This window comes from Pseudarthrobacter sp. NPDC058196 (assembly GCF_042882685.1).
In the GTDB taxonomy this organism is placed as follows: domain Bacteria; phylum Actinomycetota; class Actinomycetes; order Actinomycetales; family Micrococcaceae; genus Arthrobacter.
On the sequence record NZ_JBHVVN010000002.1, the window covers coordinates 414,384 to 437,628 of the forward strand.

Annotated in this window: 14 protein-coding genes; 4 read left to right on the forward strand and 10 right to left on the reverse strand. The window is 62.9% G+C overall.

From position 1 onward, the window contains the following. Positions 1 to 4: 4 nt before the first annotated feature. From ACFVVC_RS04680 to ACFVVC_RS04710, 7 genes are all read right to left on the reverse strand, one after another. Positions 5 to 1,585, reverse strand: coding sequence for a serine/threonine-protein kinase (locus ACFVVC_RS04680; RefSeq protein ID WP_387449704.1), 1,581 nt, complete (start codon positions 1,583 to 1,585; stop codon positions 5 to 7). Beyond that, positions 1,582 to 3,015 carry an FHA domain-containing protein gene (locus tag ACFVVC_RS04685; protein ID WP_387449707.1) on the reverse strand — a complete coding sequence of 478 codons (1,434 nt, stop codon included), beginning with the start codon at positions 3,013 to 3,015 and terminating at the stop codon, positions 1,582 to 1,584. Before ACFVVC_RS04685 ends, ACFVVC_RS04680 begins: the two co-directional genes overlap by 4 nt. Before the next feature lie 13 nt (positions 3,016 to 3,028). After that, entirely contained in the window at positions 3,029 to 3,874 is an 846-nt protein-coding gene (locus ACFVVC_RS04690; RefSeq protein ID WP_387449709.1) for a PP2C family protein-serine/threonine phosphatase, read from the reverse strand. After that, positions 3,850 to 6,147 (reverse strand): transglutaminase family protein, encoded by a 2,298-nt coding sequence (locus tag ACFVVC_RS04695; protein WP_387449711.1) that lies wholly within the window; start codon positions 6,145 to 6,147, stop codon positions 3,850 to 3,852. Before ACFVVC_RS04695 ends, ACFVVC_RS04690 begins: the two co-directional genes overlap by 25 nt. Then, on the reverse strand, positions 6,147 to 7,280 hold the full coding sequence (locus tag ACFVVC_RS04700; protein WP_387449713.1) for a DUF58 domain-containing protein: 1,134 nt from the start codon (positions 7,278 to 7,280) through the stop codon (positions 6,147 to 6,149). Before ACFVVC_RS04700 ends, ACFVVC_RS04695 begins: the two co-directional genes overlap by 1 nt. Before the next feature lie 167 nt (positions 7,281 to 7,447). Further along, positions 7,448 to 8,422, reverse strand: a complete 975-nt coding sequence (locus ACFVVC_RS04705) for an AAA family ATPase (protein WP_387449715.1) — start codon at positions 8,420 to 8,422, stop codon at positions 7,448 to 7,450. A gap of 10 nt (positions 8,423 to 8,432) precedes the next feature. Beyond that, positions 8,433 to 14,465 (reverse strand): Ig-like domain-containing protein, encoded by a 6,033-nt coding sequence (locus ACFVVC_RS04710; RefSeq protein WP_387449717.1) that lies wholly within the window; start codon positions 14,463 to 14,465, stop codon positions 8,433 to 8,435. A gap of 595 nt (positions 14,466 to 15,060) precedes the next feature. On the opposite strand from ACFVVC_RS04710, the gene ACFVVC_RS04715 reads away from it, so the two are divergent. The 4 genes from ACFVVC_RS04715 (at position 15,061) to ACFVVC_RS04730 (ending at position 20,010) form a co-directional block, all read left to right on the forward strand. Continuing rightward, entirely contained in the window at positions 15,061 to 15,312 is a 252-nt protein-coding gene (locus ACFVVC_RS04715; RefSeq protein ID WP_387449719.1) for a hypothetical protein, read from the forward strand. Positions 15,313 to 16,536: 1,224 nt separating this feature from the next. Next, on the forward strand, positions 16,537 to 16,992 hold the full coding sequence (locus tag ACFVVC_RS04720) for a prevent-host-death protein (RefSeq protein WP_387449721.1): 456 nt from the start codon (positions 16,537 to 16,539) through the stop codon (positions 16,990 to 16,992). A 3-nt stretch (positions 16,993 to 16,995) separates the two neighbouring features. After that, positions 16,996 to 17,340 (forward strand): hypothetical protein, encoded by a 345-nt coding sequence (locus ACFVVC_RS04725; RefSeq protein ID WP_387449723.1) that lies wholly within the window; start codon positions 16,996 to 16,998, stop codon positions 17,338 to 17,340. Positions 17,341 to 17,592: 252 nt separating this feature from the next. Beyond that, positions 17,593 to 20,010: a DEAD/DEAH box helicase family protein gene (locus tag ACFVVC_RS04730; protein WP_387449725.1), complete on the forward strand. Its 2,418-nt coding sequence runs from the start codon at positions 17,593 to 17,595 to the stop codon at positions 20,008 to 20,010. An 838-nt stretch (positions 20,011 to 20,848) separates the two neighbouring features. Here the strand turns inward: ACFVVC_RS04730 and ACFVVC_RS04735 are convergent. From ACFVVC_RS04735 to ACFVVC_RS04745, 3 genes are all read right to left on the reverse strand, one after another. Continuing rightward, positions 20,849 to 21,307, reverse strand: a complete 459-nt coding sequence (locus ACFVVC_RS04735; protein ID WP_144599659.1) for a hypothetical protein — start codon at positions 21,305 to 21,307, stop codon at positions 20,849 to 20,851. 231 nt (positions 21,308 to 21,538) lie between these two features. Next, on the reverse strand, positions 21,539 to 22,384 hold the full coding sequence (locus ACFVVC_RS04740; protein ID WP_056393925.1) for a fumarylacetoacetate hydrolase family protein: 846 nt from the start codon (positions 22,382 to 22,384) through the stop codon (positions 21,539 to 21,541). Between the two features lie 2 nt (positions 22,385 to 22,386). Then, positions 22,387 to 23,172 carry a 2-keto-4-pentenoate hydratase gene (locus ACFVVC_RS04745; RefSeq protein WP_387449728.1) on the reverse strand — a complete coding sequence of 262 codons (786 nt, stop codon included), beginning with the start codon at positions 23,170 to 23,172 and terminating at the stop codon, positions 22,387 to 22,389. Positions 23,173 to 23,245: the final 73 nt, after the last annotated feature.

The window sequence follows — 23,245 nt, forward strand, 5'->3', positions numbered from 1 at the left end:
CCGCTCACCGGACGCACCCCAGGGTTGGGCTCTCCGACGTTCGTCCGGACGAGCGCCGCAGGAGAACCTCAACACAGGTCCGCCCATTGGCCGATACCGGGACGGTAATGGTGGGATCGTTGGTAGCGGCCAGGGGGGGTGATGACCCTTGCTCCACGGTGTGCCACAAATACCCGTCTCCTTCCTTGGGATCCGGGTTCTTCCAGGTGAAGACCACGTTGCTTCCCTCGACCTTCCCCGTGACGGCCGTTATGGCGGGAACGGAACCGCCGGCGGGAGTGATCGCAACCGGAGCCGCCGTGCTGGGCCGGTTCTCGGGCTTCGGGTTGCTCAGGGCGCCGGAGGCGCCGAGGATGGCGGCCAAAACGCCGCCCGCGACCAGGGTCGCGGCGGCAATCCCGATCACGGCCAAACGGCGCCGGGGTCTAGGCCCCACCGCGCCATCGTCTTTCGGGTCAACAGAGACAGGACGGAGCATGGTGTCCGGCACCGGCGGCGCCGCCAGGCCGGAGGCCGCGGGGCGTGCAGAGGCCACGCCCCGCTGTATCGTGACGCCGAAGAGCGGGTCCTCCTCTGGGTTCCCGGGCAACGGCCGGTTTCCCAACAGCGAATGTTTCGCCGGCGGTGCCGGCGGGGAGGCCTGGGCCTGGATGCTGACAATGTTGCGGATGCGGGTTCCGTCGTCGTCGTCAGCGGCCTGCTCAAGGATGAACTCTTCCTCCATGACGTCGATAGCCGTGGCCTGCATCCCAAGCCCGATCTGGGTCCGCTGCAACTCGAGGGCGAAGGCCATGGCGGACGGGAACCGGTCGCCCGGCGCCTTGGACATCGCTCTGCGCAGGACCTGCTCCAAGGCGTTGGACACATCAGAGCGGCCGATGGGCGGGACGTGGGAGGTCGTGATCCGGCCGATCAAGTCCACCTGGGTGTTCGAAGCCCCGGGAACTTCGAATGGTGAGCGGCCGGCCAGCAGGGTGTACAGCGTTGCGGCGAGGGCGTACACGTCAGAGGTCGCGTCGCTTTGCGCCGGCGCCGCGAACGATTCCGGTGGCGACCACGGAATGGACATCCCGCTGGCTTCGGCGCCGGAGCCCGTGGTCGCCGCGATACCGAAATCGGTCAGTGCCGGCCGGCCGTAGTCGGTAACCAGGATGTTTGCGGGTTTGATGTCCCGGTGCAGGATACCGGCCCGGTGAGCGGTTTCCACGGCCGCGGCAATCTGCACGCCGATGCGCAGCGTCTCGGCTTCCGAAAGCCGTTCGCGGCGATACCGTGTCTGAAGGTTTGGTTTGGAGCAGTACTCCATCACCAGGTAGGGCCTGCGGTCCGCGGAGATGCCCGCCTGATGGATCGAGACGATCGAGGGGTGCGTGGCCAACTGCGCCATGAGGTTCGCCTCGTCAGTGAACTCCGCGACAGTGTCGGTGCCGAGTTTGTCGAAAAGCATCACCTTGACAGCTACCTGGCGGCGGGGAAGGAGTTGCTGGTAGAGGAATACGTCGGCGAAACCGCCGGAGCCGAGTACTTGGAGGTACTCGAATCCCGGGAGCTCCGGCGCCGCTGAAGGTGGACGGCGCGCGTTCATCGGAGTCCCTCGAATGCCAGTTCGACGCCGTCGCCCAGGTCCAGGCTGTCGCCGGCGACAAGGATGGTTGAGTCTCCGGGCTGTAAGCGGACGGGGTCGCAGCCGGGGCGGAGCAGCCTCGTTCCGTTCATCGTGTTCAGGTCAACGGCAAGTACGTCCTGGCCGATGAGGCGCAACTCGACGTGGCTGCGGGAGATGTCCTGGTTCGGACTTGGGACGGTTACCAGGCGCGGCACGTTGCCGCCTTGGACCCGGACGAGCTGGGGACGGCGTCCGACGACGGCGCCCCGGTCGAGCGTAACCCGTTCGCCGGTGGACACCACCAGGGTGGCGGGAGCCCCAAGGGCAGAAGTTCCGGGTCCGGCAGGGACGGCTGACGCGGGCTGACCCTGCGCCTGCGCTAGCATCGCTTGGACCTTGGCTACCGAGATCGTTTCGTCGTCGTGGTCCCCGAGCCTGGTCTGGGGTGCCGGTTCGGGGAGGCCTTCAGACCCGAATTGCGGTAATCCCGAGATCATTCCGGGCGGGACGGAACCCGTCTCGGGAAGGGGGTCCACGAAGGCGCGGACGGCGGCGCCTTCGACTGACTTCTTGGTGGTATCGCCGTAGAGCAGTCCGTCGTAGTCCTCGGTCGCGGGGAGTTCCTCGCCCGTGCCGTCCTCTGATGACGGCTCCATGAGGAGGGGCGGCGCAATGGTCGTCTCTCCGCTCGCCCCAGCCTCTCCGCCATCGCCGCTCTCGCTGCTCGCGGCTGGCTGTTTGTCGCTGGCAACAGGATCTATCGGCTCTACTTCCGTTACGGGGTCTCCTGTGTCAGGTATGTGCTGTTCCAGCACCGGTTCGTCGATCCGGGGGTGGCCAGCAAGCGGCCCGGGAAACTCAAACACGGGTGCTTCGATGATTGGTTCGTCCAGCGCGGGTTCGGCCGGCTGTGGCTCTGTGATCTCGGGCTCCTCGTGCCGCGGCATTGAGGGCTCCGGCTGCTCATAGGCTGCCGGCAGTTTGGGGGCTGAGGGGATTGTGCCGCGCTCACTAAACTGGAATGCGACTTGGCCTGCGAGTACTACGCCGTCTTTGATAGGGAGCCGCGGCGCACCGGCGCCGGCGATGCCGACCAGGACAGATTCGGCGTCGTCCACGCCGCGTTCGTTCCAGGTGGCTACTCCCATCCCCCCGACGATTACTTCTCCTGCCGCTGAGGTGATCCGGACCTCAAGGGGCCCGCGAACGGCGGCGCGCACTTCGTCCCCGGCGGGGGCGCGTGAGACGATCGCGAAGGGCGGCAGTGCCGAGAGGCTCGTGCCGAAACCGCCAACGATGCCCTCGAGCACGGCGGCGAGACCACCGCCGGCACCCAACGCCAGCCAGACGTTTTCTGCCAACTCAGGCGAGACGCCGTTGGGAAGCATCGCCACGCCGTCGTTTGTCACGAGCGCATACCAATCACCCGAACTGTATCGGCCCATCCCCGGTCCTTTCCTTGCTGAGGTCGCGTGGCAGCGTGTCCTCATCCAACACGTGCGTTTGGGTGTCGTCTAAAGCGCCCTGCCCATCGTCCCGAATCGCATCAACGACAACCACGGTGATGTTGTCGCGGCCACCATGCAGCAAAGCTTCGTGAACGAGCCGGGTAGCCGCAGCCTGCGCAGATTCCTCTTCCGAGAGCACTTGCGTCAGCCTTGCCGTGTCAAGCTCTTTGCTTAGGCCGTCGGAACAGACCAGGATCCGGTCTCCCTGCGCTACCGGAATGAGCCAGTAGTCGGGCTCGTCGTAGGATCCGGCGCCCACAGCTTTTGTGATCACGTTGCGTCGTGGATGGCGTTCGGCTTCCGCAGACGAAATCTCGCCCTTGTCTACCAATTCCTGCACCTCTGAGTGGTCCACGCTGATCTGTTCAAGCACACCGGCCGCGAGACGGTATGTCCGGGAATCTCCGATGTTCATGACGAGCCAATAAGCCTCGCCGCCCTGTTCGGTGACCGCCACACCCGAGATGGTGGTGCCGGCGGCGTCAATGCCGGCGCCGATACCCGAAACGTCCCGGACAGCTCGCGCAAAGGCGCGTTCGACGTCGTCGAGCCCCACCAGGGAGCGGCCTCGGAGTTCCGAGAAGGCTTCAATTGCGGTGGCGCTGGCACGTTCCCCGGCGGTGTGTCCGCCCATTCCGTCAGCAACGAAGAACAGGGGCGGTTCGGCGACGAAGGAATCCTCGTTGAGTTCCCGCCGTCGCCCTCGGTCCGTATGCGCTCCCCAGGCTAGTTCGATCATTGGTTCTTTGCCCTTTTCCATGGGAGATGTTTGATGGAGGGGAAGGAAAACCCGGCATGCCTGAGCCGGAAGTCGCGCATCGCAGAACGCGGGAAATACCGAGCTGCCAAGCGTCGCCGCCAACCGACGGCCCTTCGGATGCGCCCGGCTGCTGTCTCCACATCCGCCCAGTAGGCAGCGATCTCGGCGTCATCCGGCTGGCCGACACCGAAGGCGGCATGATCCGCGCGGACGGCCAGCGGAGCGATCGCTTCTTCCCGGAAGTGTTCTCCAAGCAGCTCCGCTTCCTCACGACGCGTTGCTCCCACAGGAACCACGGCGCCATGGTCAACCACCACGTCAACCAACTCGGACCATCCGCCGCTGATACGGTCTGCTGCGCGTGGCGCTGCCCGACGCGCACGGCGCCTCCGTGAACGAAGCCACGCGGCCAGTCCGACGGGAGCCAGCAGTAAGGCGAAAATGCCGAGACCGGTCCCGGTCCAGCGCAGCACTGCCCACACGCCCAGGTCACTGGGAGTGGACCCGTCAGAGGCCTCCTTGACAGGCGGAGCCGGCGGCAGCTCGACGGGCGGAATCACCGGCGGCGGCGGTTGCTGTACCTGGGGCTGCGGCTTCTGCTGATGCTGCGGCACTTCCTGCTTCGGAACTTGATCAGTGGGCGGTGTTGGATCGAAGCTCACCCAACCGAGGTGCTCAAAAGGCACCTCCACCCACGCGTGAACGTCGGCCCCGGTGATGGTGCTGCTCCCGGCGGCCGGGTGGTCCTGACGGAAACCCATAACCACCCGTGCCGGAATGCCCAGCTCCCGGGCCATGAGTGCCATCGCCACTGCGTACTGCTCGTCATCGCCCACCATCTGGGACCCCTCGAGCAGGGTGGAGATGCGCTCGGAGGTATGTCCTGCCCGCGACCTCGCTTCACCTTCCAGGCCGTGGCTGAAGAATCCGGACGTGTGGAGCTTGGCTTCGATGGCCTTCAGCTGTGCCCAGGGGGTTGAGGCGCCCGCCGTGAACTGGGTCGCAAGTGTGCCGACGATCTCGGGAACGTTTTGTGGCGCCGGAAGCGTCATCGGAGAAACACGGGCCGAAGCCAGCGCCGCATCGTCCGGGGTCTTAGGAAGGACGGCTTCGGCCGTGTACTGGTCATCCTGAAGGACGCCGCCGACCATGACCGCGGTTCCGGTACCCGGGTTGTAGTTGAGGCCTCCGGGGCGATTGCCTTGGCCGCCATCGCCGAACTGGATCGAATCGAGGTATCCAGCGTCCGGCATCCATACCCCCGTCAACTGGTCGATGGTCACCGAATAAGCAGCGTGGTCGCCTTCTGCCGTGTTGACGATGTTGCGCCCCACCCGGGAAAACTGGCCGGCACCGGCTGAACCGTTGTTTGCGACCCGGTAGACAATGCCGTCATATTGGTCCAGTGTTGCCAGGCGGATGGCTGTGCCTTGCGGGAGCCCCTGGACCGTGAAGAGCTTGAGGGCTTCCCCCGCGCTGGTGAACTGGCGGAATGAGGTGAGCGGGCTCGCGAGGTCGTGAACGTCGAGCGGAGGAACGACGGCGTCACGCAGGACAGCGCGGTCGTTTGGAAGCGGGGTGAGCGCCCCGGCTGCGAGGCCTGCACCGAGTGCGACAACAAGCGTGGCAGCTGCCGTGGTCCGCCGGCTGCCGCCGGGCACGTGGCCGAGGGCAAGGTTTCCGGCGCCGCCGGCACCCCCGCTGCGGAGTGCCCACGCTGCCAGCAGAACGGTCAGAACGGCGCCGACGACTGCGGGTACAAAAGCCGTGTACGTGCTGAACGCGACCGCCACGAGCAGGAGCGCACCAGCTGGAAGAGCGGCCCACTGAGGCAGGCTTCCGCGAAGCGCGATACTTCCCGCCACGACACTTCCGAGCATTCCGAGGACATACGGGGCAATCAGCAGCGAATCCATACCGGAGGCCGGTGTGGCCGCGGTAAGCATGCTTTTCCAGACCTGGATAAGGCCCAGCGCCAGGGCTTTGAGTACATCCAGTGACGGGACCACCCCGAAAAGGCTCTCGGCACGCAGGACAAGGGCTCCACCAGCGACGAAATAAACGACTGCGGCGATAGCCGCGACCCTAAGGGGTCCCAGGCGCCAACGTGCCCCAGCCGCAGCGACGAGGCTTCCCAGCAGCACGCCCCCGCCGGCCGCATACCAGAAGTCAGGTTCCCCATAGACGGGGTAGAGGGGGACCAGCGCTAGAGCAACCGCGACGGCCGCAATGACGGCCGCCATTGCCTTGCCTCCGGGTCTTGCCAGAGCCATCAGAGCCCCTTCCGGAGAGCGGCGCCGAGGTCTTCCAGGGTGGGCACCGTCAGCAGTGTGAGATCGCCGGACGTCCGTCGGCGGAGCCCGGAGTTCGGGTTGACGGTGACGGCAAGGCGGTGAGCCGCCATCGGAAGGCGTGAAGAAGCACGTGTAAGGTCTTGCGGGCCAACCCGGGAGCCCGCCACAAGCACCACGATCGAAGCGCCCGGAGCGTGCGCTGCGATGGTCCCTGCCTGTTCCTGGAGAGGCCGGGCGCGGTCATTGAGTTCCACAGCCGAGAGGCCATCCAACAGTTGCCCCTTCGTGTGACGTGCCATTGCGCGATGTGGTCCGAGAAGCGTGATTGCCTTCCCGTCTGCCAGGGCATGCACGCCTACTGATCCGGCGATGCTGACGGCGAGCTCGAACTCGTCCGGCTCCGCGTACTCCGAAGGCCGCGAGGCGAGGAGGATGGCCAGCTGTGAGCGGCGGGTTTCCTCGAACTGACGGACCATCAGGTTCTGGGCACGGGCGCTCGATTTCCAGTGGATATGGCGGCGGTCATCCCCCGGCGCGTATTGGCGCAGGGCGTGGAAGGAAATGTCGTCATTCGAGATGTTCTGCTTGGCGATCCCTTCAAGGTCCCGTAAGAGGCCGGTGGAGGAGCTGGCGAGTTGCACGATGCGCGGGTGCACATAGAGTTCGGTGGGTTCGTTGAGTCCTCCGGCACGGCGCAGCAGGTGTAAGGGATCCGATTTCACGGAACGGACCGGGCCAAGCTGCAAGACAGCGCGTCGCTGGGTAGGGACGGTGAAGAGCTCCTCAAGCTCCTCCCCAGCTCCAAGACGCGGCACCTGGAAGGTAGCCAGGCCGCGGCCAACAGGGAGCTCAACGTGTGCGGGAGCAATGGCGCGGGTTCCCAGGTTGCGTACCAGCAGCCGGCCCACGGCCTGCTCCCCGACCACCACCCGCCTGCTGGCCAGGTCGATCGTGACCTCATACCCGGCCTTACCGAGGACAAATCCCACGGCTGCGAGGAACAGCACGCCAAGAACACAGGCAGCAGCCCACAGTTCACGCCAGCCCAGCGCGAGTCCCAGCGTGAGGGCCGCGACCATCACCGCGAGACAAATCCACCCGGGCCTGCTCACAACGCCAAGTTTTACCGCCGCAGCCACCCACACCGGACGGAGACGGGTGGAGGCCGCCTTGGCTCTGTCCAGGATGGGGCTCGTCCGCCCCTGAAACCGCGCCAGATTTGCTGAGAGCAGCGCAGGCGGAAGCAGCCGCGCGAGCGGCCGCCTCTCCGCTGCCTGGCTCACGCGGCCGCGCCGCGCGTCTGTGGGGCGGCAACATCTGCGAGGGCCCGGGCCAAGACCGATTCCGCGGTCGCTCCCGCGAATTCCGCATCCGGGTCGAGGACGATCCGGTGCTGCCAGACGGGGAGGACCAGCGCCTTAATGTCATCGGGAAGCACAAAGTAGCGCCCCTCCGTGGCCGCCCACACCTTTGCAGCCCGGATGATCGCCAGCGAGCCACGTACCGAGACGCCGAGCCGGACGTTCGGATCACTTCGCGTTGCCTCGGCAAGTTGGGCCGTGAAGCGGAGCACCGCCGAATCCACGTGCACGCCGTCCACGAGGCCTGCCATGTCGGACACCGCCTGCGTGGTGATGACGGCGTTCACAGTGGATGAGCGGTCGCGCGTCGAGGCAGCTCCCAGAATCGCCTCGGCTGCCTGGAGGTCGGGGTAGCCGATGCTCGTTTTAATCAGGAAGCGGTCCAGCTGCGCCTCGGGCAGCCGGTATGTACCGGCCTGCTCGATCGGGTTCTGGGTGGCAATCACCATGAAGGGCCGGCCCACCTCGTGTCCTACGCCGTCGACCGTGACCCTGCCTTCTTCCATGACCTCAAGGAGTGCCGATTGGGTTTTCGGGGAGGCCCGGTTGATTTCATCCGCCAGGACGATGGAAGCGAACACGGGACCCCGGTGGAATTCGAAGTGGTGGGTCTGCTGGTCGTAGACAGTGATGCCGGTGACGTCCGATGGCAGAAGATCAGGGGTGAACTGGATCCTGTGATGCGTCCCGTGCACTGTCGCGGCAAGCGATTTCGCCAGCTGCGTCTTGCCTGTCCCCGGCGCGTCCTCAAGCAGCAGGTGCCCTTCCGCGAGCAGTGCGGTGAGGACGAGCCGGATGATCTCCTGCTTGCCGAGCACGGCCTGCCCGATATTGTCGCTGAGCTGCTGGAAGGTTCCGGCGAACCACGTGGCCTGTTCCTGGGTGATTGTCATGCTTCGCTCCTTAAACGTTCTGGTGGACTGTCGCGGAATACGGCCCGCTCAGCCTGATCTCGTACCAACCTGGGGTCCAGCTGGCGTGGCCACACCCCTGCCATGTGCCTGAGCCCCCAAGGGAGGCAGACGCGGTGGAATACGGCTTTGTGCCTCCCGACGTCTCGTTGGCGTAACACTGAAGTGTGTATGTTCCAGCCGGCAGGTTCGCGTAGTTCAACTTCAAGAAGTAGGTACCGGCCTGTGTTGGGTCAGGATCGCCCCGCGAAATACTCAGCCGGACCGGGTTGCTGGTCGCGGACGCCGAACCCGACGCCGTCTTCCGGGCAGCGTCAGTGGCATCGGTGGTCACCGTGACGGTGGCGTTCACTGTCTGGCTTGGGCCAAGTCCTGAGGCTGTGTAGCTCGTGAGTCCCGCTCCGCCGGATGTATTTCCGGCGGACGTGTTCACCTGCACGCTGGTGATGTTCCGGCCGTTCCCGTCCACAGACCAAGTGAAAGACACTGTGCCGTCCCCACCTGCGCCGACGAGGTTGCGGACAAGGGGTGCCCCGTAGGGATTTACCGAGTTCGATGACGTGGCCGGGCCCGGCGAGACGCCTTGGACGGTTGATTCGCCCCACACCTGGATGGTGTACGACGTGCCGTTGGCCAGGCCCGAGATTGTGCCGGTCGTTGCGCTGCCAAAGGAGCCGGTCAAACCACCCGGGGTCGCCTTCCAGCGCCAGCTGATCTCGTTCGGGCGGTTGCCGTTCAACGGGCCAGGCGTGAAGCTGACCTGTGAGCTGTGGTCGCCTTCGGTGGCCGTTACGCTGGCGGGTGCCGAAGGCGCATTGGCTGCCCGACGCGGCGCGGAATCCGGGCTCGGCGCGGATACACCTGCTTTGTTGCGGGCGGTCACGGAGAAGGAGTAGTCGGATTCGCTGGTGTCCACCGTGACGTTCTGGTTGGTCCCGGCGAGCGTGAGGGAGTTCACGACTCCACCACCACGCTTAATGCTGAGCGTGTAGTCCGCGATGGGGTCGCCGTTAGAATTCGGGGGTGCCCACGTCACCACGATCTGCGCCTGGTTGCCCACAGCAGTGGACGGCGAGGTTGTTGGCGGCGCCGGTGCGTCCGGCACGCCGGCGGGAATGACGGAGGCCGAATACGGGCTCCACGCCGACGGCTCGGGTGCACGGTTATTTGCCTGGACACGCACTTGGTAGGCGACGCCGTTCTCAAGGCCATCCCACACCATTGAAGTGCCCGCAACGCCGGTCTTCTGGACCGAGCCGTAGGCGGGGGCGGGAGAGATTTCCAGCGTGTAGCTCGTCACCGGCGAACCGTGGCTGACCGGCGCGGTCCACGATACGGAAACCTTTTTGTCCCCGAACACCAGCGCGGGTGCTGCGGGAGCCTCGGGCCGCGCGTCCGGCCGGGCAGGCGCGGAGGCCGGCGAAGGGTCGGATGTTCCGACGTCGTTGGTTGCCGTCACGGTAAACGTGTACTCGACGTCGTTGGTGAGTCCGTCCAAGGTGCACGTGGTCGACGGACACGACTTGGAGTAGCCCTTCGACGAGGACACCGTGTAGCCGGTGATGGGTGAGCCATTATTCGACGGCGGAGCCCAGGCGAGCACCACGGTACTGTCCTGGATCGAACTCACCGAGGGCGTACCCGGGGCTCCGGGTTTTCCGCGTACGGTCAACTTCACATGGCCTTCGACCTGCCGCTCCGGAGCGTTGGTCGCGTCCTGGACTTCATAGCTGACGATCATGACGCCAACGAAGTCCGGGCTGGGGGTGATGGCAACTCTGTCGCCTTCCAGCTCCGCGGCCCCCGAACCAGCGTCCACCCGGGTACCGTTGAGCTTGAGTGGCGTCTCCGGGAACGGGTTCACGTCGTTGGCCAGCACGTCCACAACAGATTTCTGGCCAGCCTTAGCATCAACCACCACGTCATCATTGGCTGCTGCGAGTGGCCTGGATGAGACCACTGTGGTCAGCGTGAACGTGGCACTCGTCGGAACGGACGTTCCGTCACTGACCTGCACAGCTACCCTTTGGCTCGAACCGCGCGCAGCGGAGGCGTCAGCTTTCACCCAGAGTCGCTGTCCTTCGATTCGCGCGGAAAAGCCGCCCGAAACGTTGTCTTTGATGCTGTACGCCAAGCGCTCGAGATCGCCAGGATTCGGGTCGCGGGACAGTCGGGCCAGGTTGACCGGGGTCTCGGCTTCCCCGGGAGTCACCTCGATGGTGGTGCCCAGCAGGGTAGGGGACACATTCTGGGCGGGGATGACCTGAATGGGGATGGAGAGAGTGGAGGAGAGGCCGGTGGCGTCATCGGGGCCTGTTCCGTCGGTCACCTGGACCGTGAGGGTATCGGGTCCGTAGTAGTCTGCCGCCGAAGTGTAGACGAAGGTGTGTTCGTCTTTGAGGAGCGGAGCGCCATTGGAATGGGCGGTCCTCACGCTGTCGGCTGTAGCGATGCGGGCAACGCGCCCGTCCCGCACCTTAACCACGTCGGTGAGAGCAATGGTGAGCGTGTCCCCGGTCTTCACTTCAAGCGGCTTGGTCACCGATAGTTCGGGCCGAAGGTCCTTGAGGCCTGGTACATGGATGAACGCCGATGCGGTGAGGCCGTCCGCGTTGGTGACGGTATACAGGATGACCTGGGACTCCTCGCCGAATTTGACGTTGACCGTTCCACCGGACGGGGAGGCGTTGGCGTCACCGGAGGAAACCTGGAGATCAGAGGCGACGCCATCGGGGTTTTCGTCATTGGCGAGGACCGGGACGTCGGCCGACGTCTTGCCGTACATGTCGATCTTCGCAACATAATCGTCCCGCGCGATGGGCCTCTGGGCAGGAGCGTCGTCTTTGACGTCCAGTACCAGCGAGCCCACAGAGCTCGAGCCATAGGTATCGGCTACCGTGTACCGGATGGTGTACTGGCCAGTGCGTGCGGGAGCAGTGACCAGCACACGGCCATCACTGACCTTTCCGGACACGCCGTCCGGCAAGGTCAGGCCGTCTGAGACCAACAGGATGGGGTCGCCGTCAGGATCACTGTCATTGGCGAGAACGGGGACAGAGAGCGTGCGGCCGGGTTTCGCCGTCACCGTGTCCGTTGCGGCATAGGGTGCCTGGTTCTGGTAGCTCGGCGGGGCAATGCCGACGACGACAGTGCCTACCGCTTCAGCGCCGCGGCGATCGCGGACCACGTAGCTGAAGGAGTCACGGCCCGACGAGTCGGGGTAAGCCTCGTAATTGAGCCAGGTGTCACCGACGGAAACGCGGCCCAGCTTCGGGGCATCGCGCTGGCCCAGGAGTTCTACGGAGTCGCCGTCGGGATCGATGCCGTCAAGCGGCACGGGGATGCGGATGGTGTTGCCGGCGATAACGCGGGCCGTGATGGGCTGCGGCCGGGGGGCCGAGTTATGTGCGTCGTCCTCCTGGACTACCTGAATCGTCACGTAACCGGCCGTGCGGTTGCCCTGGGAATCGGCCACTTCGTAGGTCGCGTGAACGGTTCCCGGATTCTGGCCGGCCTTGAACCGCAGTTTGTCGCCGCTGATGAAGGCCACGCCGTCAGCGGGTGTGGGCTTCGGCGCTACGAGGTCGGGAAGGAGGGTGAGGGTGTCGCCGTCGGGGTGGTAGTCGTTGTGCAGCACGTCGATGGTCACGACATCGCCGGTCCTTACCGTCGCTGAGTCGTCGACCGTGACAGGGGGACGTAATGTAGCGGGAAGCGGCACGGGTAGGACGAGGACCTCGCCCAGTGAGGCCTGGCTGCCGTTGGAGACCGTGTAGTGGAAGGTCACAGGATGCCTGAGACCCACTGTGTCAGTCACCCGGACAACGCGGTTCTCCAACACCTCTGCGGTGATCCCCAGGCCAGCTGGCACCTCAACTGACTGGACAATGAGGATCCCGCCTGTGGCGTCGCTGTCGTTGGCGAGGACGTCCACCAAGGCTGATCTGCCCACCGGGACCATGGCGACATCGCTTACGGCAACCGGACGGCTGGTACCGCTCCCCGGCAGCACGTCGATCCGGATCAGCCCGACCGCGGAGTTGGGTCCATCGGTCACCAAATATTGCATGTAATATGTGCCGGCGGTAGCCATCTGGAACGTAATCGTGCCCGCGTTGAAATCGGCGGTGATGCTGGCCCCGGGGACCGTGTCGTACTTTGCGAGCCGAAGTGGCGCCCCGGAGGGGCTGATGTCGTTAAGCAGCGGAGACATCGTCAGGGGTGTCGAGGCGACCGCCGTCATCCGGTCCGCGTTGGCAATTGGCCTCAGCGAGCCCTTGGGCAGCACTTCCACGCGGAGTACGCCCTCAGCATCGGCCGTGCCGTCCGAAACAACGAGCTTGACTTCCTTGACTCCCGTCTGGCCCGAAACCGCCGCGAAATCAATGATGCCGCTGCTCCGGAAGGTGACACGGTCGCCGGAAGTCGTTGTTGCGGACTTGAGGTACATCTGGTCGCCGTCGGGATCGCGCCAGCCTTGGAGGGCGTCCTGCTGGAGGGTCGCACCGGCCTCAACCTTGATTGACTGCGGACGTTTCAGCTCTGGCGGCGAATTTTGCCCCGCAGGATGTACCGCCAGGGTGATGGTGGCCTCTGCCGTCCCTCCCCTTCCATCATCGACCCGGTACTTAAAGCTCAGGGAGCCTGTGGCACTCGCCGGTACAGCTACCTGCAGTGCCGCCCCGCCGAGGGCGGCCTGGACCTCGACGCCGGGCGGCACTGCGCCTGCCAGCGAGGCCGCCAACACATCACCGTCAGGGTCGGAGCAGTCCTCGGTGACGCGCAGGATAGTGCTGCGTCCGGCCCGCACACCGAATTGCTGGTCGACGGCGACGGGCGGATGGTTTTGTTCGGTCCGTTTCGGGAGGGTGACCTGCTGGTCCGGGCTCTTCTGTTCCTGATCATCCTGGATATCCGGAGGCGGCACCACGTCGTTCCAGTTCTGGACCAAAAGCATTTTCTGGGTAACAAGCCAGACGCCGCCCCCTTGTACGTCGTTCAGGACGACTGCATCGCGGTTCACACGAAAGACCAACTGGCTGTTGGCTGGGGCATTTGGCACGGCCCCGGATTCGGTCTTTCCTGCGCCGCAATCACGCACGTACGTTGAGGTCCCGGACCAGGCGGCGTAAGCGCAACCATTCAGCCAGACAGGGGCTGCGGGTGCAGAATTCGCACCCGTCTTTGGAGACCTAGTGATCGTGGCGGCACCGCCGTCGAGAGGCTGGGACACCAAGGAGCTTAGGGTGCCAACCAACACGTGGTCGCTGGCCTGTCCGCTCTGTTGCAGAACCGCGTCCTTTCCGTCAGGAATGGCAACCTTCTGCCCGCCGGGAAGGTACAAGTCACCAGTGCCTGAGTCGAACACCGCGGACTCGGAACCAACTGCAGCCACACTTAGTTTCGCGTCTTTGGGAACATTGCCGAGTTTGCGGGCCGATTTCTGAACGTAATCCTGGCCGGAGGGAGCGTAGTCACGAACCTCGCCAAGCGTCGGAGAGAAGGCATGGATGATGCCGTCAAGACCAATGGTTGCCACGGCACCTTCGCCCAGCTTTGCCAGCGGCTCGGCTCCCCCCAGGCGTAGCCCGTCGATGCTACCTACCGGGACTGCATAGAGGTCGCCGTCGGCGAGAACGGCTGCGGTGTCGCTTCCCGCGGAGACGCTGGCGCCGGCAGGAAGTGATCCGCTTCCAAGGAGCGTCACCCTCGCTGGATCGATCTGGGTAAGGGTGGAGTTGGCGCTGTCATGAACTAGTACCGTGTCGCCCTGCTGCAGGATGTTGTACTGCGGCGCCTTGGTGCGAAGCCCGGAATCCAGCACCCGCGAGGGAAAGTTAAGGTGGCCCACCAGCAGGTCCGATTGCTTGGTGACCCAGACGCCGCCGTCATTGAGCTTGAGGTCAGCAGCCGGAAGTCCGTCGTACTGGAAAGCAAGGGCAGCGGCTGCCAATGAGATGCTGGCCAACGCCGAAACGGACGCCGCCCTGCGGCGCTTACCCTGCAGCAGCGAAGAGATCCCCATACTTGATTGCCCCCACATTCATTCTTGCGCGGACAAACTGTCTATTCGGTCCGCGTCAAGTCAAGTAGACAATGTGTAGCAGGTGGCCGCGCAATGGGACAAAATCCCCATGGTCCGGCACTTAGCATAACTATTACTGCCCGTAATAAAGGCAAAAATAGAGAGGGTAGAGCCAAGGTTTACTGATAGCGCATTGTCATTTATCGCAAGTTTCTCTGGAGCAGGCGCGAGTTACTTATGATCTAGTTGCCCATTGCTCGAAATGCCAATGACTGAAGTTTGATTATCGAGCCTTGATTCATTCTTGAGCATTTCTTGATCGATTCCTGCGCCATTCTTGAGAAACATGGAATATCCCGTTCCACGCGTACGAGCCATGAGGGATGATTTTCGGGGGCACATCTCCGAAACATCAAGGGAGAAGTCTTTCCCAGCACCCTGTTGCAGGGTATGTTCTAGCCGGGGGACGATCGACGGCGGACAGATGCGGTAGCGCGGGGAGCCCCGCGTATCCAGCACTCAGAAAGGTCCGTTATGTCCTACCCGCAAGGCTCCGGCCAACAGCAGCCCTTACCAGTATCCGAATTACCCGAACGTGCAGCAGAACAACTCCTTAGAACATTTTCAGGGCTCGAAGTTCAAAGAAAAAGCGACCATCTTCGGTGTGATCGGGTTCTTCTTTCTTGGCATCGTCTTTGGCCCCCTTGCGATCTCGAATGCAAGGAAGGCAGAAGCGCTGCACCACTCGGCCACGCTCGGAAAGATCCTTGGATGGATCGACACGATCGCTGGCGTCGTCTGGTTGCTGATCGTCGTCCTCATTATGGCGAACGCCGGTAAGCACTAGATCCACGCAAAGAGGGATTCCAGCGCTTTTAGATGGAGTCCCTCTTTGCGCGCTGGTTTACCGGTAAACCGAGGTTGAAGTGCTCTCCTTGATGATTTTCTATGGGCGCAGCGCCCCCCGTTGAATTTTGCATTGTCTCGCCCCCGGGGGCCCTTGCTTATCGCCCAGGCAGCCATGGAACGGATCGGCGTCACGAACGCGGGATCGCTCGAACTCTGGCGGGATAATCCTGCCGCATAAGCCCCGCTTCTCCGCAAGCGGCAGACGGGCTATTCCCGATATTGAAGAGCCGGGGGTCGCTGATTTGAGGATTCCCGAGAGAGCGCTTTCAAGAGGGCGGCTCTGGGGTTGCTGCGCACCGCTTGGGTGCGACGCCTGGGCCGTGTTGCCGTGTCGTACAAGATTTTGGGGTGTTGACAGTGTCAACACATTCGGATTCGGACTGAGCCGTACATCGCCCGAATTTGCTCGGATTGCCTATGATTTTGGGAGTTGCCAGCCCTTGCAAGGCCGAGAATGCAGTTCGAGTCCCACCTCGGGCACGACAAATTCCCTCGTCAGAGGCGATTTTGCTTTGACGTGTTGACAAAGCTTGTGGTCGCGTCATCTGACGAGTTGGTCGCGGGCTGTGGCCTGGGCGCCGCGGGGCCTGTTCAGGTGTGTCGGGTGGCGGGTTCAAGTCCCTGGCCGGTGGGCCTTCCGCCTGCTGTAGTTGGGTTATATGGTTCCTCGTTCCGTTCTTTCGGGTTGGTCGTGGGTGGCCAACACCTATTCATGGTTCCTGGTGACGGGTACGACATGACGACACCGACATTGGTGCGGTTTTGCTGCAAAAGCTCGCTCTATGTACCGTTCAGACGCTGAGGGTGCTCAGTTTGTCCTGCCAAAGAGGTGTTGACATTGTCCACACTTATGTCTGCTTTGTTTTCGATCGGCACCGGGTCTCTCTGCGGGTGGGATGTCGTTCGGATAGGGGAACGACCTCTGGGCTGCGCGACGGGCTTATCAAACCTGCGGGCGCGCTGCAGCGAACCGGTCCAGGCGAGACCACCCGCCAAGACATCAGTGGGACATCAGAATGAACAAGCGGCGACGGAGCGCCTGTGGGTTCATCACCGTCGGGGAATCAGGCGGCATGACCTACGTGGGCAGGCATTCACAACGTGGGCGTCTGCAGGGACAGCTGGCTAGACTTCAGAACGTGATCTGAAGTAGTGTAGGTGTATGAGCGCATTAGCCACTTCCCGAACGACGTTCCAGTCTTCCGAACTAAGCCGCGCCTCCGCTGAGGCCTTTGCCGCTGCAGCGGATCACCCGATTCAAATCACTCGACGCGACGGCGAGCATCTGGTGCTCATGTCCGAGAGTGCAGACCGGGCACGTGCGTCACTGCTGGAACTGGCCGCGCAGTTAATTGCTGTTACCACCAGTACAGAGGGGACGCTTGCGAACCGCATGAGTGATCGATTTCCCTGGATGCTTGCCCTGAGTCAGATGGACCGGGAAACATGCGCCTCGGAGATCGTGGCAGCAGCGCGAGCCTCTTTCGCAACCAACCAGCCCCATCTGGCCATTGCGGAACTCAATGCCTGGCGCGAGACGGCAACTGCCATCGCCGCCGGACTCGGCAAGGAAACGATCGAATGGCTTGACGACGCCGAAACTGTCGAGCGTCCCTAAGGGATGGCCAAGAGCGAAAAGGTCGAGAGGCCGACAAAGAAGAGCGAATACGAGCTGCGTTTCGCATCTGTACAGGCTAAACGCGGTTGGACGGATCTGAAAGCCACGATCAGGAACTCACTGGTGGATTCATGGGACTTTCTTACCCGCACTCCGCAAGTGACGACACCAACGAACTACAGATTGCGTGGTGATCTGGGCAGCGTGTCACGAGGCGGCGTTACCCACGACAGATGGCAGCACAAGCCCACCTTGAAGGGTGATGCACGCATCTGGTTTTACGTTGTGGACCAGGTTGTCTACCTAGAGCAGGTCCATACAAGCCACCCAAACGAAACAAAGTCATAGCAGAACATGGACAGTCCCCGGCCTTCAGCGCTGAGATGCAGCGAACGCTGATAACAAGGATTCCGCCTCTTTGTAAGCCTCGTCCAAACTAGCCTGCAGGGTCTCCTGTTGAGTGCTCCGATGCCGGGATAGGGTCCAAAAGAAAGTGTGGATGTGTCCACACTTTTCGTCCCGGACGTTCACGCAGCCCTAGACTGCCGCGGATTCCGCAAGTTTCCGTGGTTCCCTGCCGGCTGTATGAGAATTGGAACCGTGATTGAAGACACTCCTGAAGTTGGTGCGCAAACTGCATTGCCGGGCCTTTCCCGTGCGGCAGACAGGGCGTTAAGACGTGAGCTCGAGGAGCTTCGTCTGGACAACGCCAGACTGCGGAAGCTCTTGGAACTCACGGAAGCGGAGTCAAAGCCAGCCCACTTGGCTCAGGCTGTACTTCCTTCAGTGGTGCACCATGGTCCGGTCACCATGGATTCGTCTCCGGAAGCGAAAGTCCGGCTCTTCCAGGATCTGTTCAGGGCGCGCAATGATGTGTACGCAGTCCGGTGGGAAAACTCGCGGGACGGGCGCTCCGGCTGGGTTCCTGCCGTCGCCGGTGGTTGGCGTAAAGGCGCGAACATCGCAGGCGCCAGGTTCCTGCCGCTTACTCCATTAGTCGTTGCCGACCATTTGCGCGGAGAGCAGCACATTGGCCTCTATCCCTTGACGGAACAGGACACCTGCTGGTGGGTCGCAGCGGACTTTGACGGCGGCGCCGCAATGCTCGATGCACTTGCGTACGCTAAGGCTGCTCGGTTTCGAGGTATTCCCGCGGCCCTGGAAGTGTCCCAGTCCGGTCGTGGTGCCCATGTTTGGATCTTCTTCAGCGCGGCAGTCCCTGCCTCTGCAGCTCGCCAGCTTGGCACCGGCCTCATTCATGAGGCGATGGCACTGCGAGGCAGCATGAGCCTGGCCAGCTACGACAGGCTTTTTCCCGCCCAAGACGTTCACTCAGGCAAGGGTATGGGGAACCTGATAGCCGCACCGCTAAACGGCAAGCGCCGGCAGCATGGCACCACCCTGTTCCTCGACACCACGACCCTCGAACCATATGAGGACCAGTGGGCGTATCTTTCCAGTTTGGATCGGCTTTCGGACCGTGAAGTTCGCGAACATATCCGGAGACTTCCGGCAGTTAAGCTGGGAAATGAAGTTCGCCGGCTGGAATTGCCCCAATCGTCCAAAATTGTTCCGCGCCCCGCGATGATTGTCCGCGCAGGTTTCGGTTCCCGTCTGACGATCAAAGCTGCGGACCTTGGACCAGCAATGATCGCGGCCGTCAAGCATGCCGCGTCCATGCCGAACCCGGAGTTCTATGAACGCCAACGCCAGAGGCGGTCCACCTGGAACATTCCTCGATACCTGCGGAACTACGACGAAACGCTTGACGGCGACCTTATCTTGCCCCGTGGTTTGTTGCCCCTGTTACAGCAACTCGTCGAATCGAGTGGCAGCTCGCTGCGCATTGATGATCAACGGGCGCGAGGCACGGCTCAAAGCTTCGAGTTCTCGGCCAGCCTGCGCTCCGAACAACAAAGCGGCTTGGACGCCGCCACTGCCGCCGAGCACGGAGTCCTGGTAGCCCCGCCCGGTACGGGAAAGACTGTGATGGCGTGTGCTGCGATGGCACTGCGCGGCGTCTCAACCCTCATTCTGGTTGATCGCAAAGCCTTGGCGGAGCAATGGCGCAGCCGCATCCGCCAATTCATGGACGAGCAGTGCGGCCAAATCGGAGGTGGCCGTGCCAAGACGACGGGGCGGGTCGATGTCGCGCTGTTGCCTACGCTGGCACGGCGGGAAAATGTTGCCGAGCTGACCGCCGACTACGGTTTCGTCATCGTAGACGAATGTCACCACGTCCCGGCGGCAGCGTTCACCCACGTCATGAACCAGATCCAGGCCCGGTACTGGCTGGGGCTGACGGCAACACCATACCGCCGCGACAAGTTGGACTCGCTGATCTATCACCAGCTCGGCCAAATCTCCCACACGATTTCCCCAGCTGTTCCGCAGCAGCTGCCAACCCACGCCCACGCGATTGCCGAACCGACGCTGGCCTTGGAACTGCACCGGACCTCATACGTGTACGACGGCGCCGCAGACCCCAGCGAACCGGGCGGGATCTCTGCCATCTACAAGGACTTGATCGCCAACGAGGAACGCCTGCAGCAAATCTACGACGACGTCATTGAAGCCTACGAACAGAACTCCCGAATCCTCCTACTGACGACGTGGAAAGCCCATCTTGAGTCCCTGAGGTCCCGGTTCGAGGCGGCTGGTCTGAACCCGGTGGTTTTCACCGGGGCGATGAAGGCCAAGGAACGACAGGCCGCCGTCGACCTCCTTGCCAGCACGGATGATGCGCAGCCTCTGCTGGTCTTGGGCACCGGCTCATACATTGGAGAAGGCTTTGACTGCCCAAAACTGGATACCCTGTTCCTTGCAGCGCCTGTGTCGTTCAAAGGCAGACTGGTCCAGTACGTCGGCCGGGTAATCCGGCCGTACCCGGGGAAAACTGTGTCGACCGTTCACGACTACTACGACGAATCCACACCCGTACTGGCCGCGTCCCTGAACAAGCGGGCTCCGGGGTATGTCTCGCTCGGGTTCCCTGATCCGCGGAAGCTCAAAGCCTAGGTCTAGCTGTTCCGGAGGCCGCTTCTCGGACGCGTCCTCGTTGTCCCTACTGGAGCGCAGTTCCCGCCAGCTGACGCCGTAGGTTTAAAGACATGACAAACTTCCATCGCTTGCCTGATTCTCGACCCCAGTTTGCTAGGAATCAGCCGCGAGGTAACTTTGAGGAGCGATTCGGAATCCTCTCCAAGTACTCCGGTGTCTGCGGTGTTTGCGGAGCTCCTTGGATCCCCGGGGAGAGGATTTTCAAGTTGCCAGAGTCCCGCCGTTCCACTCAGAACCCGTGGGTCTGCCGAGGCTGTCGCTTCCCGGAGAACCACTCCGAGCCAACACTTGCTGATGTATTCGTTAAGTTGAACCACCGCAATCACACCGGCCGTACACCCGGGCTCAACCGGCACGACGTCCAACACTTGCTTGCTCTGCACGGATCGCTCACCGGAGAAGCCGCGCTCGCGATGGATGATCTGCCAGCAATGAATAAGCTTCGGAGAGCTCACCAAGAACGAGTTTCGACAAACCTAAATCGCGTTGAACTCCTGGATCTTTTGGAATGCTTTGTCCGTGGCGGTCTAGTTAAGCGCGTGGGGCGGACTCGTTACTACTGCATCCCCTCGAAGATCGAGTCGGCCGGCTCCTAGACTGTGGCTCAAGTTCTTGTTCGGCGCATTAGGGCTGAGCGCATTTCCTAGACGGGCCCGTAAGTGCTGCGTAGTGCAGCGGCGAACGACCGGCGCGATCCAGGAATACCTCAACTTCTGGACGGTAGGGGCAAACTGCCACGATAGACGATCCTCCACTAGGCGGGTGATCCTTCCTTGCGATGAGCGCCCTCGACGGACTACCAATCAATCAACACTTCGTGCGCCGCCTCCACAATCTTGTTGCAAATATCCTCCCGGCTTTGCGGCATGTCGTCCCAGTCGTCCCTGAGGACAACCAAATAATTCAACTCCGTGGGCTGACCTAGTTCGTGCCAAGCATGGCCCAGAATGAGATTTGTCCCAAGGTATGGGTCGAGGACGCCGTCAACGATTTGTTGGAGCCAGTGCCGAACCAATGCTCGCCGAGCGTCGCCGTCGTCCTCATAGGGCCTGCCCAACTCCTCCCGGACCTGGACCCATAAATCAGCTGCCCCCCGTGGATCATTCCGTAGATGTCCGGCCAGTTCGCGAAGCGAGGGAGAGTCATAGCCCTCAACAAGCAAATCAGCTGCTACATCCGGATAGTTCTCGCTGGGTACCAACCCCACTTGGTCGCGCAAGAACATCAGGCGCACATTTCCGGTTTCCTGTTCCATGGGAAAACCCTAGCCCCGGTGTCGACCATCCCTCACCTCCACAGGGGACGTGCCACCGGGTGATCCTTTACCAGGAACTCCTATTTGATCCGCGATTTACAGTTGTCCGCCCCGAACGGTCCCTATTCGCCCGTCCGAGCCTCGTCATTGCTCCAGACGGTGGTCCTCAATCAAGCCGTCATGATGGCCGTGAATCACGTTGACATATTCACGCTTACTGTTTTTGCCCCGTTATTGCATCAGGTGGCGCATTTTGCCCACACCCTGCACCCAGCTGAGCAGCTCGTCCCCCGGTTTGAGGAAGCGCTGGGGGGTACGACCAACGCCCACGCCGGCTGGCGTGCCGGTGAAAATTACATCACCGGGCAGCAAGGGCGTTACCTGTGAAAGGCGGGCGATGATCTCGGGCACCGGGAACACCATGTCCGATGTGCTCCCCTTTTGGATTTCTTCGCCGTTGATGGAACAACCCAGTTCAATCCGGTCCGGGTCCTCAAACTCGTCGGGGGTCACCAGCAGCGGCCCAATGGGTCCAAACCCGGGAAACGACTTCGCCAGGCTGTACTGGGGCGCGGGCCCGGATGACTGCAGAGTCCGCTCTGAGAGGTCCTGGCCCACGGAGACGCCTGCCACGTACTTCCACGCCTCTTCGGCAGGAATGCCCGTCCCGCCGCGGCCCATCACCACGACGAGTTCCACTTCCCAGTCAACGGTGCCGGGCGGCAGGGAGATGGTTCCGTGTGGACCGGTCAGGGCGGTGACGAACTTGGTGAACACCGTGAGGTCATCGGGTACGGCCAGCGAAGCTTCCGCGGCGTGGGCTGCGTAGTTCAGCCCGATCGCGAAGACCTGCCGGGGCTGCGGCGCGGGGTTTCCGAAGGAGGACGGCGGAACCTCGGCCAGCGGTGTCCCGCGCCATTGCTCCAGCGTGTAGGCGACACTGCGGAGTTCTGACCAGCGTTCGTAGCAGTCCTGGATCCGTGGACTGAAATGTCCGCCCGTTTCCATCGCCACATCGATGACGTGGTCATCGGGCGTCACCAGGTGGAGGCGTCCGGAAATGTTGGCCAGGCGCATGATCAGGCCGAAACGTCGAATTCCACGGTGCCCCAGCCGTCGAAGGTCCCGGACCAGCGGCCGGCTTCGTTCATCGGAACGGCCTGGAGGCAGCTGCCGGGAAGGATGACCTGGCCTGCTTCGAACTCCACGTCGTAGTCGGCGAGGCGGTTGACCAGCCAGGCGACGGCGGCAAGGGGGTTGCCGAGGATGTTTCCGGTGGTGCCGGAAATGATTTCGCGGTGGTTGAAGGTCAGGACACCGCGGGTGTCGCGCAGGTTCAGGTCGGTGACCTTCCGGGGGGTGCCGCCGAGGATGACGGCGCCGGTGGAGCCGTTGTCCGCCAGGGTGTCCGGCAGGCCGATGGCCCAATTCTGCACACGCGAGTCGATGATTTCGATGGCGGGCAGCGCGTAATCGATGGCGTTGATGACGTCCGCGATGGTGGTGTTCCGGCCGCCCAGGCGGGAGCGGAGCACGAACGCCGGTTCGAGTTCCACATAGGGTGCAATGAAGTTGTCGCGTTTGAAGGTTGTGCCCTCGAAGGCGAAGAGGCTGGCGAGCAGGTGGCCGTAGTCCGGCTGGTCCAGGCCGAAGGCGTCCTGCATGACCTTTGCGATGTTGCCGAGCTTGTAGCCGACTAGCCGGTCACCGCCAGCCAATGCGTGTTCGACGTTGATCTTCTGGACCTGGAATGCGGCGTCCGCGTCCAGGCCGGGCCAGGTCTCGGTCGGAGCCGGTACGGGCTGTCCCTGAAGCCGTGCGGTGCGGAGCGTATCGGCGACATCGTCGAGTGTGATGGTGGACATGGTTCCTCAGTTCTGTGTGTTGGGGTTCCGGCCCCGGGCGACTCGTTGCGGGAGGCGTGCCCGGGGCCGGAAG